Below are 15,494 nucleotides of genomic sequence, written 5' to 3' on the forward strand. Positions count from 1 at the left end.
AATAGTCAATCGTTTTGGGTTGACTCAATCAAATCAACCTCTTGAGGTTGACCGTTGTCAACGATGGTTTCGCCCGGTGAAGGCTGACGGCGAGCGTCGAACACCAGACCGGCGATGCCGATCGCAATGCAGATCCCGGACAGAATCAGGAGACGAGGATCGGCTTCGCCGGAGAGCGCATCGCCCAGAACGACAATCCCAACAGTGCCGGGCAAGATGCCGACGACGGTGGCAAGGATGTAGGGCACGATCCGGATCGACGAAATGCCGCAGCAGTAGTTCACCACCGAGAAGGGGACAAACGCGATCAAGCGCAGAGAGCCGACGGCCAGCCACCCCCGCTTTTCGATCCGCTCGTCCACCCGCCGGATCGTCGGACTCGAAATCCGTTGCCACACGACGTCACGGCCGATGGCGCGGACCAGGTAGAGGGCCAGAACGGCGCTCACAGTCGTTGCCGCCACGGTAAGGGCGATGCCGGTCACCGAGCCGAAAAGAACCCCCGCACTGAGGGTGAAGACGGTGCGCGGGAACGGCGCGACGGTGACTATCGAATGAACCAGGAAGAACACGAGGGGAAACGCCGGGCCAACCGAGTTCGCCCACTCTCGCACCTGGGACACCGTGGGATGTGGGGCGAGGAGGGCTGCGAGGAACAAAGCGAGCACTACCAGGACTATTGCGATCAATCTTCGGTCCAGCAGGCGTCCCATCACAGGTCACAAGGCTACCTGCGAACGGTGAACCGGGCCGACTGCCGACCCGCAATCGTGAGTCGAACATCGCCACGGGGGCGGGAAAGTGACGTGCTCCAGGCGACAATGAAACGGTGCTGTGACGAAAACCACTAGGCTTTCGGAGTGGCCTTCACCTGTAGTCCCGGCCAGTGAAACGAACTCGCGGGTAACCCGTAAACATGCTGAACAATCGCTAGGTAAGGGCCGGTCACACGTGCACGAACGACCGAATCTGCACGTCGTCTGACCGGTCGGAAAGTGGCCGCGAACAGCCCTGTGAAGAACATGACGTGATCCTCACGATATCTGGGCTCAACCGCGGGTTAGCATCACAGAACTAACGAACAAATCCGATTATCGGTAAAGCGCTCACGCAAAAAATGAGAGGGAGCGGACACAGTGTCATTAGCTTCAGAAGCCGAGGCTGTCGAGCAGGCGTACGCGGAGTGGCAGCGCTCCGTAGCCGGTGTGCTCGCCAAGTCCCGCAGAGTCGATGCGGCAGAGCTGGGCCCCGAGCCACAGAAACTGCTCGAAACCGTCACCTACGACGGTGTCACTGTCGCACCGCTCTACAGCCCACGCGACGAGCGTCCCGAGCAGAGCTTGCCGGGCACGTTTCCGTACGTGCGTGGCGTCGACGCTCACCGTGATGTCAATGCCGGTTGGTTGGTTTCCGCTGCATTCGGAACCGCTTCGGCGGCCGAGACTAATCGCGCCATCCTGGACGCCCTCGAAAACGGAGTCAGCGCACTCTGGTTGAAGGTGGGCGCCGACGGCGTTCCGGTCACCGGCCTCGCCGCTGCGCTCGAGGGCGTTCTTCTCGACCTCGCACCGCTCACGCTCGACGCAGGCGCCGAGGTGAACGATGCAGCCCGCGCACTCTTCTCTCTCCTCGATGCTCACGGCGAAGCCGGCGACGGCGTCAGTGATCGCAGCAGTATCCGAGTTCACCTCGGTGCAGCGCCGCTGACCAGTTCGTTCTCCGGCGCAGCCGACGTCGAATTTGCAGGCGCCGTCGAGTTGGCCGCCCTCGCTGCAGCTCGCGCGGAAACCGTGCACGCGATCACCGTCGACGGCACGGCCTTCCACAACGCGGGTGCCGGCGACGCCGAGGAACTCGGAGCCGCGATTGCCGCCGGACTCGAATACCTCCGCGCACTCACCGCAGAGAGCGGTCTGACCATCGGTGCTGCGTTGTCGCAGTTGGCTTTCCGCTACTCGGCAACCGACGATCAGTTCCAGACCATCGCGAAGTTCCGCGCCGCACGTCTCGTGTGGGCCCGCATCGCTCAGGTCTGTGGAGCTTCCGACTTCGGTGGAGCGCCGCAGCACGCAGTCACCTCCGCCGCGATGATGGCTCAGCGTGATCCCTGGGTGAACATGCTGCGCACGACCCTCGCCGCATTCGGCGCCGGCGTCGGCGGAGCAGATGCAGTGACTGTTCTTCCGTTCGACGTCGCCCTGGCCGACGGCACCCTCGGTGTCAGCAAGTCCTTCTCCTCGCGCATCGCGCGCAACACGCAGTTGCTTCTCCTCGAGGAGTCGCACCTGGGCCGCGTGCTCGATCCGTCGGCGGGCTCCTGGTACGTCGAGGACCTGACGCAGCAGATCGCCGCCACCGCGTGGGAGTTCTTCCAGGAAATCGAAGCAGCCGGCGGATATCTGGCGGCACTCGAAGCGGGAATCGTCTCCGGTCGTATCGCTGCCACGAAGGCCAAGCGCGACTCCGACATCGCACACCGTAAGACCACGGTCACCGGTGTCAACGAGTTCCCGAACCTCGGCGAAACGCCGCTGTCCGCCGAAGCCGTCGAGCCCGGCCAGTCCGTCGCCCGCTACGCAGCTGCATTCGAAGCGCTTCGTGACCGTTCGGACGCGTTCCTCGCCGCCGGCGGCGCCCGTCCCACTGCGCTTCTCGCGCCGCTGGGCTCGGTTGCAGAACACAACGTGCGCACCACGTTTGCGTCCAACCTGCTCGCTTCGGGTGGTATCGACGCAGTCAACCCCGGCCCCCTCGAGGTAGGCGCAGAAGCCATCTCCGCAGCCGTCAAGGCTTCCGGTGTCACCGTCGCGGTGCTGTGCGGCACGGACAAGCGCTACGGCGAGAGCGCCGCAGCGGCCGTCGCCGAACTTCGCGCTGCCGGCATCACCAAGGTGCTGCTCGCAGGACCGGAAAAGGCAGTCGCCGACGCGACCGGCGAGTCTCGCCCGGACGGATTCCTCACAGCCCGCATCGACGCAGTGTCGGCTCTGACCGAACTGCTCGACTTCATCGAGACGGGAAGCTCCAAGTGACGACACGAGAGGTCAAGCACGTGATCGGCAGTTTCGCCGAGGTCCCACTCGAGGACCCGCAGTCTCCGGCACCCACACCGCCGTCGGTCGAGCAGGCACAGGCGCTCATCGAAGAGGGCGCAAACGCCAACAACTACGCCGCCGAGCAGGTTGTCTGGTCCACCCCGGAAGGCATCGACGTCAAGCCGGTGTACACCGGTGCGGACCGCACGGCCGCCGCCGAGTCCGGTTACCCGCTCGACAGCTTCCCTGGCGCAGCGCCGTTCCTGCGTGGTCCGTACCCGACCATGTACGTGAACCAGCCGTGGACCATTCGCCAGTACGCCGGATTCTCCACTGCCGCGGAGTCGAATGCGTTCTATCGTCGTAACCTCGCGGCCGGTCAGAAGGGCCTCTCGGTTGCCTTCGACCTCGCTACACACCGCGGCTACGACTCCGATCATCCTCGCGTTGCGGGTGACGTCGGAATGGCCGGTGTCGCAATCGATTCCATCCTCGACATGCGTCAGCTCTTCGACGGAATCGACCTCTCGCAGGTGTCGGTCTCGATGACGATGAACGGCGCTGTGCTCCCGATTCTCGCGCTGTACGTCGCCGCGGCAGGCGAGCAAGGCGTCACCCCGGACAAGCTGGCCGGAACGATCCAGAACGACATCCTCAAAGAGTTCATGGTTCGTAACACCTACATCTATCCGCCCAAGCCCTCGATGCGGATCATCTCGGACATCTTCGCGTACTCCAGCGCGGAAATGCCGAAGTACAACTCCATCTCCATCTCGGGCTACCACATCCAGGAAGCCGGAGCGACGGCCGATCTGGAACTGGCGTACACCCTTGCGGACGGCGTCGAGTACATCCGCGCCGGCCTCGACGCCGGTATGGACATCGACAAGTTCGCACCTCGCCTGTCCTTCTTCTGGGCCATCGGCATGAACTTCTTCATGGAGGTCGCCAAGCTCCGCGCCGGACGCCTCCTGTGGGCCGAGCTTGTTGCCAAGTTCGATCCCAAGAGCGCGAAGTCGCTCTCGCTGCGTACCCACTCGCAGACCTCGGGCTGGTCTCTGACCGCGCAGGACGTCTTCAACAACGTTCCGCGTACCTGCGTCGAAGCCATGGCTGCCACCCAGGGCCACACTCAGTCGCTGCACACCAACGCACTCGACGAGGCCATCGCACTGCCGACGGACTTCTCCGCCCGCATCGCCCGTAACACCCAGTTGCTGCTGCAGCAGGAATCCGGCACCGTGCGTCCCATCGACCCGTGGGGCGGCTCGTACTACGTCGAGTGGCTCACCAACGAACTCGCCAACCGGGCTCGTAAGCACATCGAAGAGGTCGAGGAAGCCGGCGGAATGGCTCAGGCCATCAACGAAGGCATCCCGAAGCTGCGCATCGAGGAAGCTGCCGCCCGCACCCAGGCACGCATCGACTCCGGTCGGCAGCCGCTCGTCGGCGTCAACAAGTACGTTCCCGACGAGGTCGACACCATCGAAGTTCTCAAGGTCGAGAACTCCAAGGTCCGCAAGGAACAGCTCGAGAAGCTGGTTCGCCTTCGCGCAGAACGTGATCCGGAAGCCGTCGAGGCCGCACTCGCGAACCTCACCCGCGCTGCCGCATCCACCGAAGGCGGCATGGAGAACAACCTCCTCGCCCTCGCTGTTGTCGCCGCCCGCGCGATGGCTACCGTCGGCGAGATTTCCGACGCCCTCGAAAAGGTGTACGGACGCCACCAGGCCGAGATCCGCACCATCAGTGGTGTGTACCGCGACGAGGCAGGAACGGTGAGCAACATCAGCAAGGCGATGGAACTGGTCGAGAAGTTCGCCGAGGACGAGGGACGTCGTCCCCGTATTCTCGTCGCGAAGATGGGCCAGGACGGTCACGACCGTGGCCAGAAGGTCATCTCCACGGCCTTCGCGGACATCGGATTCGACGTCGACGTCGGACCGCTGTTCCAGACCCCCGAAGAGGTCGCCAATCAGGCGGCCGACAACGACGTCCACGTAGTCGGTGTGTCGTCGTTGGCAGCCGGTCACCTCACCTTGGTGCCGGCGCTGCGGGAGGCTCTGGCTGCGGCCGGTCGCCCCGACATCATGATCGTCGTCGGCGGCGTCATTCCGCCCGGTGACTTCGACGAACTCTACGAGGCCGGCGCTGCTGCCATCTTCCCGCCCGGAACCGTCATCGCCGACGCTGCCAGCGGATTGTTGGAGAAGCTCTCCGCCCAACTGGGTCACGACCACAGCTGAGAAGGGGGTCACTGAAGATGGCACGTCAGCCCATCGACATTGATTCCCTCGCCGAGGCGGTACGCGGGAATCAGCGTGCCGGCCTCGCTCGGGCGATCACCCTCGTCGAGTCCACTCGCGACGACCACCGGGCCCTTGCGCAGCAGCTTCTACTGAAGTTGCTGCCCGAGGCCGGGGGAGCGCACCGGATCGGCATCACCGGCGTTCCCGGCGTCGGCAAGTCGACCTTCATCGACGCGCTCGGAATGTACTTGCTGGGCAAGGGGCATCGGGTTGCGGTGTTGGCGGTCGATCCGTCGTCCACCCGCACCGGCGGCTCGATTCTCGGCGACAAGACACGCATGGCTCGGCTCACCGTCGAACCGAATGCGTACATCCGGCCGTCACCGACGTCCGGCACGCTCGGTGGTGTTGCCAAGGCAACCCGCGAGACCATCGTGCTTCTCGAAGCTGCCGGTTTCGACGTCATCCTGGTGGAGACAGTGGGTGTCGGCCAGTCCGAAGTCACTGTTGCCAACATGGTGGACTGCTTTACGTTCCTGACCCTCGCTCGTACCGGTGATCAGCTCCAGGGCATCAAGAAGGGTGTCCTCGAGCTCGCAGATCTGGTGGCGGTCAACAAGGCCGATGGAAAGCATGAGCGCGAGGCAAAGGGTGCTGCCCGCGAATTGGCCGGAGCGCTTCGCCTGATCTACCCGCACGACGCCATTTGGAAGCCGCCCGTCATCACGATGAGCGGCCTCGAGGGTGTCGGGCTGGACGAGTTCTGGGGAACTGTCACCAAACACCGTGAGGTGCTCACCGAAGCAGGACAGTTCGAGGAGAAGCGTCGCAAGCAACAGGTCGATTGGACCTGGACGATGGTCAACGATCAGCTGCTACGCAGGCTCTCGAGCAACGATCGGGTGCGTGCGATCCGGGCCGACGTCGAGCAGAGCGTGCGTGACGGTTCGCTGACAGCAGCGTTGGCGGCGGGGCGAATTCTCGACGCGTTCGACGGAAGCAACTAGGGCGAAAAAACAAAATCCCGGGTATCCGAGCGCGGATACCCGGGATTTCTTCTGTGACGAGCTATCGTTCGCGTTTGACCGCAGGCTCGGTGAGTTCGTTCTCGACAGCGAGTTCGACTCCCGTGAAATCGCCTTCTGCCTCGGCTGGGGTGAGCGTGGACCGCTTCCACGCGTAGAACAGCAGCGCTGCCCACGCGCCGAGAATGGCCAGGTAGCCGGCCACTGTGACCGCCCCGGTGATGTCGAAGGATTTGAACAGCTTCTGTGCGTTGGTCAACACGATGACGCCGCCCACCGCCGTTCCGAGCAAGGTGGCAGGTACGCGGCTGACCAGCCACGCCGCGAACGGGGCAGCGATGACACCGCCGAGCGCGAGACCGGCGACAACGAGGAGGTTTCCAGCTGACTCACGACCCAATCCGACAAGAAATCCCAGCGACGCGGCTGAGGCGACCAGAAACTCCGAGGCGCTGACCGAGCCGATCACGGTGCGCGGCGCGGTCTTGCCCCGCGAGAGCAGCGTGCTGGTGGTGATCGGACCCCAACCACCACCGCCGGATGCATCGATGAAACCACCGAACAGGCCGAGTGGGGACAGGAAACGTGCAGTGTGCGGGGTGGTGCGAGCGTCCGCGACGGCCGGTGGGCGGACTGAGAAGCGAAGTGCCACATAGATACCGATGGCCAGCAGGATCGTCGCCGTGATGGGGACTGCCGCTTCGGTGGACAGACCCGATAGCACGGTTGCGCCGATGAATGCACCGACTGCGCCGGGCACACCGAGCTTGGCGACGAGCTTCCAGTCGATGTTCTTGAACTTCCAATGCGACACACCCGAAGCGAGGGTGGTGCCGACCTCGGCCAGGTGAACAGCGGCGCTGGCCTGAGCCGGACCGAGGCCACCGATCATCAACAGAGTGGTTGCGGTGACACCGAAGGCCATACCGAGGGCGCCGTCGACGAGCTGGGCGCCGACGCCGACAAGGGTGAACAAAAGAAGGTTGAACATGAGAAGACAGACTCCGAGCGAAGAAGCGACAAAGTCAGGGGTGCAGGCAGCGAGAATCGCCGCTCAGCAACACGCCTGATCGAAGCATGCGCTACGACGAGTGGGCCAGAACGCCATCAATCCGAGCGCAAATGCCGGGGAGGCATCGTGGCTGGAAATCTGCACGTCAGGTCCTTTGTTCTCGTTCGTTGGTGTTCTGTCCATGCGAGCATAGCCGGTGCCCGGCTCGGTCAACCGACGACGCGGGCGTAATTTCCCACTCGGTGGACAAGTCGATCAAAGAATTCCGCCGGATCGGTGCCGACCGCGATATCCGCGTTGGGCTCACGCTTCCAGTGCCCGACCCAGTCCGCGACCGTCGTTCCGATCAGCAGTGGACTCTCGGTTTCGACATCTACCGTTGCCGGCTTCAGCGTCGCCAAGCTCGGATCGAGCGCGACGGCAGCAGCAAAGGGATCATGCATGTGAGCAAGAAAGCCCTGGTCGTATTCACGATGGAATTCCATGTAGAACCGGATCGCGTCGGACATATGCCTGATCACGCTGTTGGACGCGGAACTGCGGACGTCGGGGCCGTCGTCAGGCGAGATGATCTCTTCCGGAGTGCTCCCGGCAGCGTCGGCGAGCCGACGCACATGTTCGGGGAACATCTCGATGGATTCGGTGACGTTGAGGCCGCAGATGATCGGGCGCCGGTGCGCGGGTACGACGGAGAACGCGTCGAACACCTCCTTGGCGGCGTGCGGATCCACCGAGACGTTCCACTCCGCGGTCGGCGTCGTGTTGCCCGGATAGTTGAACGACCCACCCATCACGACCAGTCGCTTCAGCAGAGACGGCAGATCGGGTTCACGTCTGATCGCCAGCGCAAGGTTGGTGAGCGGCCCCGTCACCACTCCTGTGAGTTGTCCGGGGTACTCCCGGACGAGATCCACCCAGAGGTCGGTGGCGGTTCGGACCGAGCGCTTGCGACCCGAATCGGGGAGGACGGCATGGCCGATCCCTTGCGGACCGTGAGTCTCCTCGGTGGTGCGCAACGGGATGACCAGTGGCTCGCGGGCGCCGAGTGCAACCTCGATGTCCGGGGCGCCGCAGAGCGCAAGCCAGTTCAAGTTGTTGGCCGCGACCTGTTCCACCGGAACGTTGCCGGCGGTGCTCGCAATCCCCAGAATCTCGGCTTCGGGGCTGGCAAGGAGATAGAGAAGCGCCAACGAGTCGTCGATGCCGGTGTCGACGTCGACGATGAGCTTGTGCGTATCACTCATCGGTGGCCACCAGGATCGTCGGTGAATGCAGGACAGGGAAGTTGACCGACCGAGCGATGAAGCACTTCGTGTGTGCGGGGCCGTGAAGCTCCTCGGCCTTCTCGACCATCGACGCCTCCGCGACCAATACCGTCGGATTCAACGTCACTTCGATGAACTGGCCGCCGCCATCGGATTCCTCGATCATGCTGCCGACCGGCTGATCGCTGTAGTCGAGAACGACGACCCCAGCGGCAGCTGCCAGACCGAGGTACCAGAGCATGTGGCATTGGGCGAGGGAGGCAACGAGCAGTTCCTCGGGGTTCCATCGCTGCGCGTCACCGCGGAACGAGGGATCGGAGCTGCCGAGAAGTTCCGGCTTTCCGACCGCGGATATTGCATGATTGCGCGAATATCCCTGCGTGCTGGACGTTCCGGTTCCCAGATCGCCCGTCCACTGAAGGTCGAGTGTGTAGGTATGTGACTTCACAGGTCCATCTTGCCCTGAATGTGCCGGTCCCTCAGTGTGCCCACTCCGCCCGATCCGATCCCCACGGATGGGATGGTTCGGGGTAGTCCTCGAACTCTGCCAGCGCGGGTCGTGCGGTGGTCACGTCGGCATGGTTGACAACAACATTCAGGCCGGGAGCGGTCGGTAGACCGGGATGGACGGTTCGGCCGGGTGCGTCGAGAAGACGGGCGCCGGTGCTGGCCAATGACACGTCGACATCGCGGCCACGGCCGTCGTGCGAGCGCAGCGTCAACGCGTCGAGGATCCCAGCTGCCAAGAAGTATCCGGTCGAGTGGTCGAGGGCCTGCGCTGGAAGTGCGCCCGGTTTCTCGCCGCCCTCGAGGAACGAGATACCGGATGCGGCCTGCACGATGCTGTCGAAGCCGCGGCGATTCGCCCACGGACCTTCCCATCCCCATGCGCTGACGCGCCCGTGAATCAGGTGGGCGGGAAGATCCTGCCCGATGAGTGCTTCGAGTGCGCCCGGACGGTAGCCGGTGACCAGTACGTCTGCGGTGTCGAGGAGTTCGCGGAATGCTGCCGCTTCCGCCGAGGACTTCAGGTCGAGAAGCGCCGACCGCTTGCCCTGGCCACTGTCGAGGTGCTGCCATCCGATCTCGGGGATCGCCGGAGGGTCCATCCGCAGAACGTCAGCGCCGACCAGCGCGAGGGCACGGGTCGCGACCGGGCCGGCGATGACGCGGGTCAGGTCGAGAACACGTGGGCGCGTCGGATGCGTGCGGGGTTTTCCCTCGTCGCGTACTCGGATGGATACCAGAGGCTCAGACCTCGCAGCTGCGCACTGCTCACTCAGGCGCCACTCGGTCTCGGTACGAACACGGACCGCGATGGCGCCGATCTCGGCGGCCTGCTGCTCGATCTCGATGGCGCTGAGTTCGGATATCCGTTGCGCCACTGCATCTTTAGGTGATCCATGGTCGAGTTCGAGGATGGCGAGCAGGCGGTCGCGATGGTGTGGATAGTTGCCGTGCGTGCGGACCCAACCGTCGCGGGCGGCAAAGAACCCCGAGTATTCGGAGAATCCGTTGATCGGTTCGCCGCCGATCCGGAACAGTCGATCGCTCGAGAAGGACGCGGCGATGCGCTCGGGATCGAGGGTCCAGTGTCCGTCGCCCGGGCTGGTTGACCGATGAATTGCCGAGGCGAAGGCCGCGACTGAGCCTGCAGCGAGGTCGAACACCGGCAAGTGCGCCGCAAGGAAGCCCGCCGAGTCCGGGCATTCGATGTGGCCGCGTCGGTCGTCGGTGTGCACCCCGACGTCACGTTGGTATTCGTCGAGATAGAACCCGTACCCGTGATCCATGTGGCGCCTTTCGGCAGTTCAGTGGCCGAGAAGCTCCCGGCACTTCTCTGCCAGCGTATCGCGGAGCGGCGCAGCACGATCCGCCAACTGTTGTTGCTGACGCACGTATTCGGCGCGGCCCGCGGGAGTTTCGATACGAATGGGGGAGTACCCGTACTCGGCGAGGTCGTATGGGCTCGCGCGCATGTCGAGTTCACGGGCCAGGAGCGCGTGTTCGAAGCACCGCATCACCAGATCGGAATCCACGAGTGGCAACAACTTGAAGCTCCACTTGTACAGATCCATACCTGCGTGCAGGCAGCCCGGCTGTTCGTGATCGATCTGAGTTTCGCGTGCAAGCGGGAGCGAGTTCTTGGGGGCCGCGTCCGGTGTGAAGAACCGGAACGCGTCGTAGTGCGTGCATTTGAGTGGCAGGGATTCGACGACCGCGTCGGTACCGGCGAACCCGAGCCGCAGCGGCACTGACTGGTGACGGATCGCGTCCTCGCCGCCGCGATAGACCATCGCCCATTCGTGGAGGCCGAAACAGCCCAGCACAGCGGGCCGCGCCGACGTCTGATTCAACAGATTCCACACGAATTCGACTGTGTGACGCCGACGCTCCAGCACGGCGGACTCGACCGTCGCGGTACCCGATTCGTCGACGCGGTAGCCGGAGAAGGCTGCGTATTCGCCGGCGTTCTCGAGTGCGACTCCGTACCCGGGGTGCCAGCGGCGCAGTTGCGCGGGCTTGAAGTTGTAGTACGTGAAGAGGAAGTCGTGCACCGGGTGAGAGATACCGGCGCTACGACGCGCTCGGTGCGGCTCGACGAGCTTCTCCACCTCCTCGAGGTGAAGTGCCCGCCGAGCCGTCCACTCGCTCTGCGCGAGTGCGAGTGAATGCACCGAACGTGTCATCGATCAGCTGTTTCTTTGTCCGGGAACAGCATCTGTGCCGCGGTGCGTGCCGTCGCGAACCGTTCCGACGTACTCCTCGAGCAGATCCTCGAGCGCGACGATACCGATCACGACTCCGTCGGCGTCCGTGACTGCGCCGAGGTGCGAGCTGGCCCGACGAAGGCCGGCCAACGCTTCGGCCAGCGGCGTGCTGAGCGGAACGATGGGCAACGGGCGGATATCCGATGTCGGAACGACGGTGTCCGGCCCGGCAGCTTCGTCGAGCACCTCGTCGAGCACATCCTTGAGGTGCACGTACCCGGCCAGCGATCCGTCGCTCGCTCGGACCGGGTAACGCGAGTATCCGGTCTCGATGACCGCACGCTCGATCTCACCCAGTGTTGTTCCCGATGGCGTGAGGGGAATGGTCCGCACCTTGTCGAGGGTGATCAGGACCTCGGAGACGGTGCGATCTGTCGATTCGAGTGCCTGCTTCAAGCGCCGGTGTTCTTCGGCGTCGATCAGACCCTCGGATCGCGATTCACCGATCATCGCGGACAACTCCACCGCCGAGACAGTGACGTCGAGTTCGTCCTTGGGTTCGACGCGCAGGAGCTTGAGTACTCCGTTGGCGCAGAGGTTGTAGAACGCGATGATCGGGCGAGCGATCTTGATGAACGCCAGATGCACGGGAACGAGCAGCATGGCCGTCTTCTCGGGGCCCGCCAACGCGATGTTCTTGGGCACCATCTCGCCGAGCAGGATGTGCAGCACGACGACCAGCGAGAGCGCGATCGCAAACGAAATCGGGTGCAGCAATCCGTCGGGAAGGCCGACGGCTTCCATCGGCACCTCGAGGAGGTGCGCAATGGCAGGTTCGGCGACCTTACCGAGGAGGATCGAGCAGATCGTGATGCCCAGCTGAGCTGCCGCAAGCATCAGCGAGAGGTTCTCACCGGCCTTGATGACCGTGAGTGCCCGCTTCTTACCCTGCGCGACAAGTGCCTCGAGGCGGTCGCGTCGTGCGGAGATCAGCGCGAACTCCGCACCGACGAAGAATGCGTTACCGGCGAGCAGCACGACGGTGAGGAGTACACCGAAGAGGTTATTCATCGTCGGACTCCTTCGTGTCGTCGTCTGCGGATTCGGGTTCGACATGTGCCGGGACCGGCGTGATGGTCACTCGGTCGATACGACGGCCGTCCATACTGGTCACTCGGGCGATCCACTTTCCGCGGGAATCACCGGACGAGTCGACGTCGGGCAATTCCACTTCGTCACCCTCGTCGGGGATTCGGCCCAGTTCGGTGAGCACCAGACCGCCGAGGGTGTCGTAGTCGCCTTCGGGCGCGGTGTATCCGGTTGCCGAGGTGACCTCGTCGATGCGCAACAGGCCGGAGCACGACCATCCGTCGCCGACGCGCTGTACGTCGAGTTCGGGTTCGTCGTGTTCGTCGCGCACATCACCGACGATTTCCTCGATGAGGTCTTCCATCGTGACGATGCCGGCTGTTCCGCCGTATTCGTCGACGACAAGAGCGACCTGCATGCCGTCGGAGCGGATCCGCTCCATGACGGTGTCTCCGTCCAGGCTCGACGGCACGACGGGAACACGTTGAGCCAGACTGTCGACGCGCGTCGTGCGCCTGCGCTCGGCCGGAACGGTGAAAGCGTGCTTGATGTGTACGACACCGACCGTGTCGTCGAGATCGCCGCGAACGACGGGGAAGCGCGAGTAGCCAGTTCGCGACGCCGTCACGATCAGGTCTGCGACGGTGTCCGAGAGTTCCAGCGATTCGATCTTCACTCGCGGAGTCATCAGCTCTTCTGCGGTGCGGTCACCGAACTGCAGCGAACGGTCGACGAGCATCGCCGTGCCCTTGTCGATTGACCCGCGCTGCGCGGACGTCCGCACGAGGGACCCGAGTTCCTGCGGTGATCGCGCCGAGCGCAATTCTTCCGCGGGTTCGATGCCCAGGCGTCGCACGATCCAGTTGGCGGTTCCGTTGAGGCCGTTGATGGCCCACCGGAAGATCAGCGAGAAGCCCGCTTGCAGGCCCGCAGTCGCGCGGGCGGTGGGCATCGGCTTGGAGATTGCGAGGTTCTTCGGTACGAGCTCACCGAAGATCATGGAGAACGAGGTCGCAATCACGAGCGCCAGGATCAAAGACGTTGTCGAGGCAGCGGATTCGCTGAGCCCGACGGCCTTCGTGACCGGTGTGATGAACCGTGCCAGAACGGGCTCGGCCAGGTAACCGGTGATCAGGGTTGTGATCGTGATGCCCAGCTGAGCACCGGAGAGCTGGAACGAGAGAGTCTTGTGCGCGTGTTGAACCTGCCGCGAGCGTCGGTCGCCGCCACGAGCAGCTTCGTCGACGGTGCTGCGTTCGAGCGCGGTCAGTGAGAATTCGGCCGCCACGAAAAGGGCGGTGCCTGCAGTCAGCGCGATGAAGCCGACCAGGCTGAGAATGGTGAAAACGATGTCCATGTGTCATCGCCACCTGAGGTGTGCACGGGGGCCGCCGGGTTTGTCTCCCGGCTCGCTAGAGGAGCCCTCCGAACCAGCGGAATCAGACGATTCCTCGGATAAAACGACGGGTGTAGCGCCGGGTAAGTGTGTGGGTGCCTCGGGCACCGGGTTCCTCTCGTCGGAGCCGAGTATTTCTCGGCTGTAGCGGGCTCGGTCGGGTCGCCGATGGGCACCCGACCGAGTTTTGTTTCCTGTTTACGGATCCAATGATACCGGCGGGTGCCCGGGAGTAGGGACCCGAGCACCCGCCGACTGTCACAGAACGTGGTTCACCAACCAGACGGAAGCGGCCGTCCTTCGGCGAATCCGGCGGCGGACTGTACTCCCAGAACTGCCTTCTCGTGCAGCTCCTCGAGTGAGCGCGCACCCGCGTACGTGCAGGTACTGCGCACGCCGGAACAGATCTGATCGATCAGGTCCTCGACTCCGGGGCGCTCGGGATCGAGACGCATCCGCGAACTGGAGATGCCTTCCTCGAACAATCCCTTACGGGCGCGATCGAAAGCCGTTTCGGTGGCGGTGCGAGCGGCAACAGCGCGCTTGGAGGCCATACCGAAGCTCTCCTTGTACGCGTTGCCCGCCTGATCGACTTTGAGATCGCCGGGGGACTCGTACGTGCCGGCGAACCACGAGCCGATCATGACGTTCGACGCGCCCGCCGCGAGGGCGAGTGCAACGTCGCGAGGGTGGCGAACGCCGCCGTCGGCCCAGACGTGCTTGCCGAGCTCACGTGCTGCTGCAGCACATTCCGCGACGGCCGAGAACTGTGGGCGTCCGACGCCGGTCATCATGCGAGTCGTGCACATGGCTCCGGGCCCGACGCCGACCTTGACGATGTCCGCGCCTGCGGCGATCAGATCACGGGTTCCCTGTGCGGACACCACGTTGCCTGCAACCAACGGGACGCCGAGGTCGAGCGCCTTGAGGGTGGTGAGCGCATCGATCATTCTCTGCTGGTGACCGTGAGCCGTGTCCACGACGATCACGTCGGCACCGGCGTCGACGAGTGCCTTGGCCTTGGCGCCCACGTCACCGTTCACACCGACCGCCGCAGCGACTCGGAGTGCGCCGCGATCGTCGACTGCGGGGTCGTAGATGCCGGCACGAATCGCGCCGGTGCGAGTGAGGACGCCGGCGAGGGTTCCGTCCTCGTTGACGATGACGGCCAACGGATCGTGCTTGGTTTCGAGCAGTTCGAAGACCTCACGCGGTGTGGCGGTGACCGGGGCGGTGACGAAGTCGGTGATCGCGACGGTACGTAGGCGAGTGAACCGATCGACATCCGCGCAGGCAGCCTCGGTGACGACACCGAGAGGCTTGCCGTCCTCGACCACTACGACTGCGCCGTGTGCACGCTTGGGTAGCAGCGCCAGCGCATCGGAGACGGCGTCGTCCGGACTCAGCGTGACCGGCGTATCAGCGACGAGGTGGCGGCTCTTGACGAACGCCACGGTCTCGGCGACAGCGTCAGTGGGGACGTCCTGCGGAATGATGACCAGTCCGCCGCGGCGGGCGACAGTCTCGGCCATGCGGCGGCCGGCGACTGCGGTCATATTGGCGACGACGACGGGAATGGTCGTTCCGGATCCGTCGGAAGAATTGAGATCGACGTCGAACCGAGAGGTGACCTCGGTCCGGTTAGGGACGAGGAAGACGTCGTCGTAGGTCAGGTCGTATGGGGGGCGTTGCCCTTCGAGGAACTGCACGTT

The 15,494-nt window shown here is 64.1% G+C and carries 12 protein-coding genes; 3 read left to right on the forward strand and 9 right to left on the reverse strand.

The window, feature by feature from the left end; all coding sequences use genetic code 11:
- Positions 1 to 5 precede the first annotated feature (5 nt).
- On the reverse strand, positions 6 to 713 hold the full coding sequence (locus tag FEZ59_RS15550) for a TVP38/TMEM64 family protein (RefSeq protein ID WP_172932891.1): 708 nt from the start codon (positions 711 to 713) through the stop codon (positions 6 to 8).
- Between the two features lie 423 nt (positions 714 to 1,136).
- Here FEZ59_RS15550 and mutA point away from each other — a divergent pair, with 423 nt between their 5' ends.
- The 3 genes from mutA to meaB are packed head-to-tail and all read left to right on the forward strand — an operon-like array spanning position 1,137 to position 6,291.
- Positions 1,137 to 3,032 (forward strand): methylmalonyl-CoA mutase small subunit, encoded by a 1,896-nt coding sequence (gene mutA / locus FEZ59_RS15555; RefSeq protein WP_172932855.1) that lies wholly within the window; start codon positions 1,137 to 1,139, stop codon positions 3,030 to 3,032.
- Positions 3,029 to 5,281, forward strand: coding sequence for a methylmalonyl-CoA mutase (scpA, locus tag FEZ59_RS15560; protein ID WP_019748436.1), 2,253 nt, complete (start codon positions 3,029 to 3,031; stop codon positions 5,279 to 5,281). Before mutA ends, scpA begins: the two co-directional genes overlap by 4 nt.
- A gap of 17 nt (positions 5,282 to 5,298) precedes the next feature.
- The gene (gene meaB / locus FEZ59_RS15565; protein WP_003945003.1) at positions 5,299 to 6,291 is read left to right on the forward strand and encodes a methylmalonyl Co-A mutase-associated GTPase MeaB; all 993 of its coding nucleotides are present in this window, start codon (positions 5,299 to 5,301) and stop codon (positions 6,289 to 6,291) included.
- 61 nt (positions 6,292 to 6,352) lie between these two features.
- Here meaB and FEZ59_RS15570 read toward each other — a convergent pair whose 3' ends face one another.
- From FEZ59_RS15570 to FEZ59_RS15605, 8 genes are all read right to left on the reverse strand, one after another.
- Positions 6,353 to 7,300: a sulfite exporter TauE/SafE family protein gene (locus tag FEZ59_RS15570; RefSeq protein WP_019748438.1), complete on the reverse strand. Its 948-nt coding sequence runs from the start codon at positions 7,298 to 7,300 to the stop codon at positions 6,353 to 6,355.
- Positions 7,301 to 7,530: 230 nt separating this feature from the next.
- On the reverse strand, positions 7,531 to 8,565 hold the full coding sequence (locus tag FEZ59_RS15575) for a nucleoside hydrolase (protein ID WP_172932856.1): 1,035 nt from the start codon (positions 8,563 to 8,565) through the stop codon (positions 7,531 to 7,533).
- The gene (locus FEZ59_RS15580; protein ID WP_019748441.1) at positions 8,558 to 9,034 is read right to left on the reverse strand and encodes an OsmC family protein; all 477 of its coding nucleotides are present in this window, start codon (positions 9,032 to 9,034) and stop codon (positions 8,558 to 8,560) included. Before FEZ59_RS15580 ends, FEZ59_RS15575 begins: the two co-directional genes overlap by 8 nt.
- Before the next feature lie 31 nt (positions 9,035 to 9,065).
- Entirely contained in the window at positions 9,066 to 10,379 is a 1,314-nt protein-coding gene (locus FEZ59_RS15585) for a CoA transferase (RefSeq protein ID WP_172932857.1), read from the reverse strand.
- A gap of 18 nt (positions 10,380 to 10,397) precedes the next feature.
- Entirely contained in the window at positions 10,398 to 11,276 is an 879-nt protein-coding gene (locus FEZ59_RS15590; RefSeq protein WP_172932858.1) for a 3-methyladenine DNA glycosylase, read from the reverse strand.
- Positions 11,277 to 11,279: 3 nt separating this feature from the next.
- Positions 11,280 to 12,368 carry a hemolysin family protein gene (locus FEZ59_RS15595; protein WP_003944826.1) on the reverse strand — a complete coding sequence of 363 codons (1,089 nt, stop codon included), beginning with the start codon at positions 12,366 to 12,368 and terminating at the stop codon, positions 11,280 to 11,282.
- Complete coding sequence (locus FEZ59_RS15600; RefSeq protein WP_019748444.1) at positions 12,361 to 13,743, reverse strand: hemolysin family protein; 1,383 nt, start codon at positions 13,741 to 13,743, stop codon at positions 12,361 to 12,363. Before FEZ59_RS15600 ends, FEZ59_RS15595 begins: the two co-directional genes overlap by 8 nt.
- A gap of 311 nt (positions 13,744 to 14,054) precedes the next feature.
- A complete protein-coding gene (locus FEZ59_RS15605) occupies positions 14,055 to 15,491 on the reverse strand; it encodes a GuaB1 family IMP dehydrogenase-related protein (RefSeq protein ID WP_020907756.1) in 1,437 nt (478 codons plus the stop codon).
- Positions 15,492 to 15,494: the final 3 nt, after the last annotated feature.

Origin of the sequence: Rhodococcus sp. MS13 (assembly GCF_013277835.1) — a bacterium.
Lineage (GTDB): Bacteria > Actinomycetota > Actinomycetes > Mycobacteriales > Mycobacteriaceae > Rhodococcus_F > Rhodococcus_F erythropolis.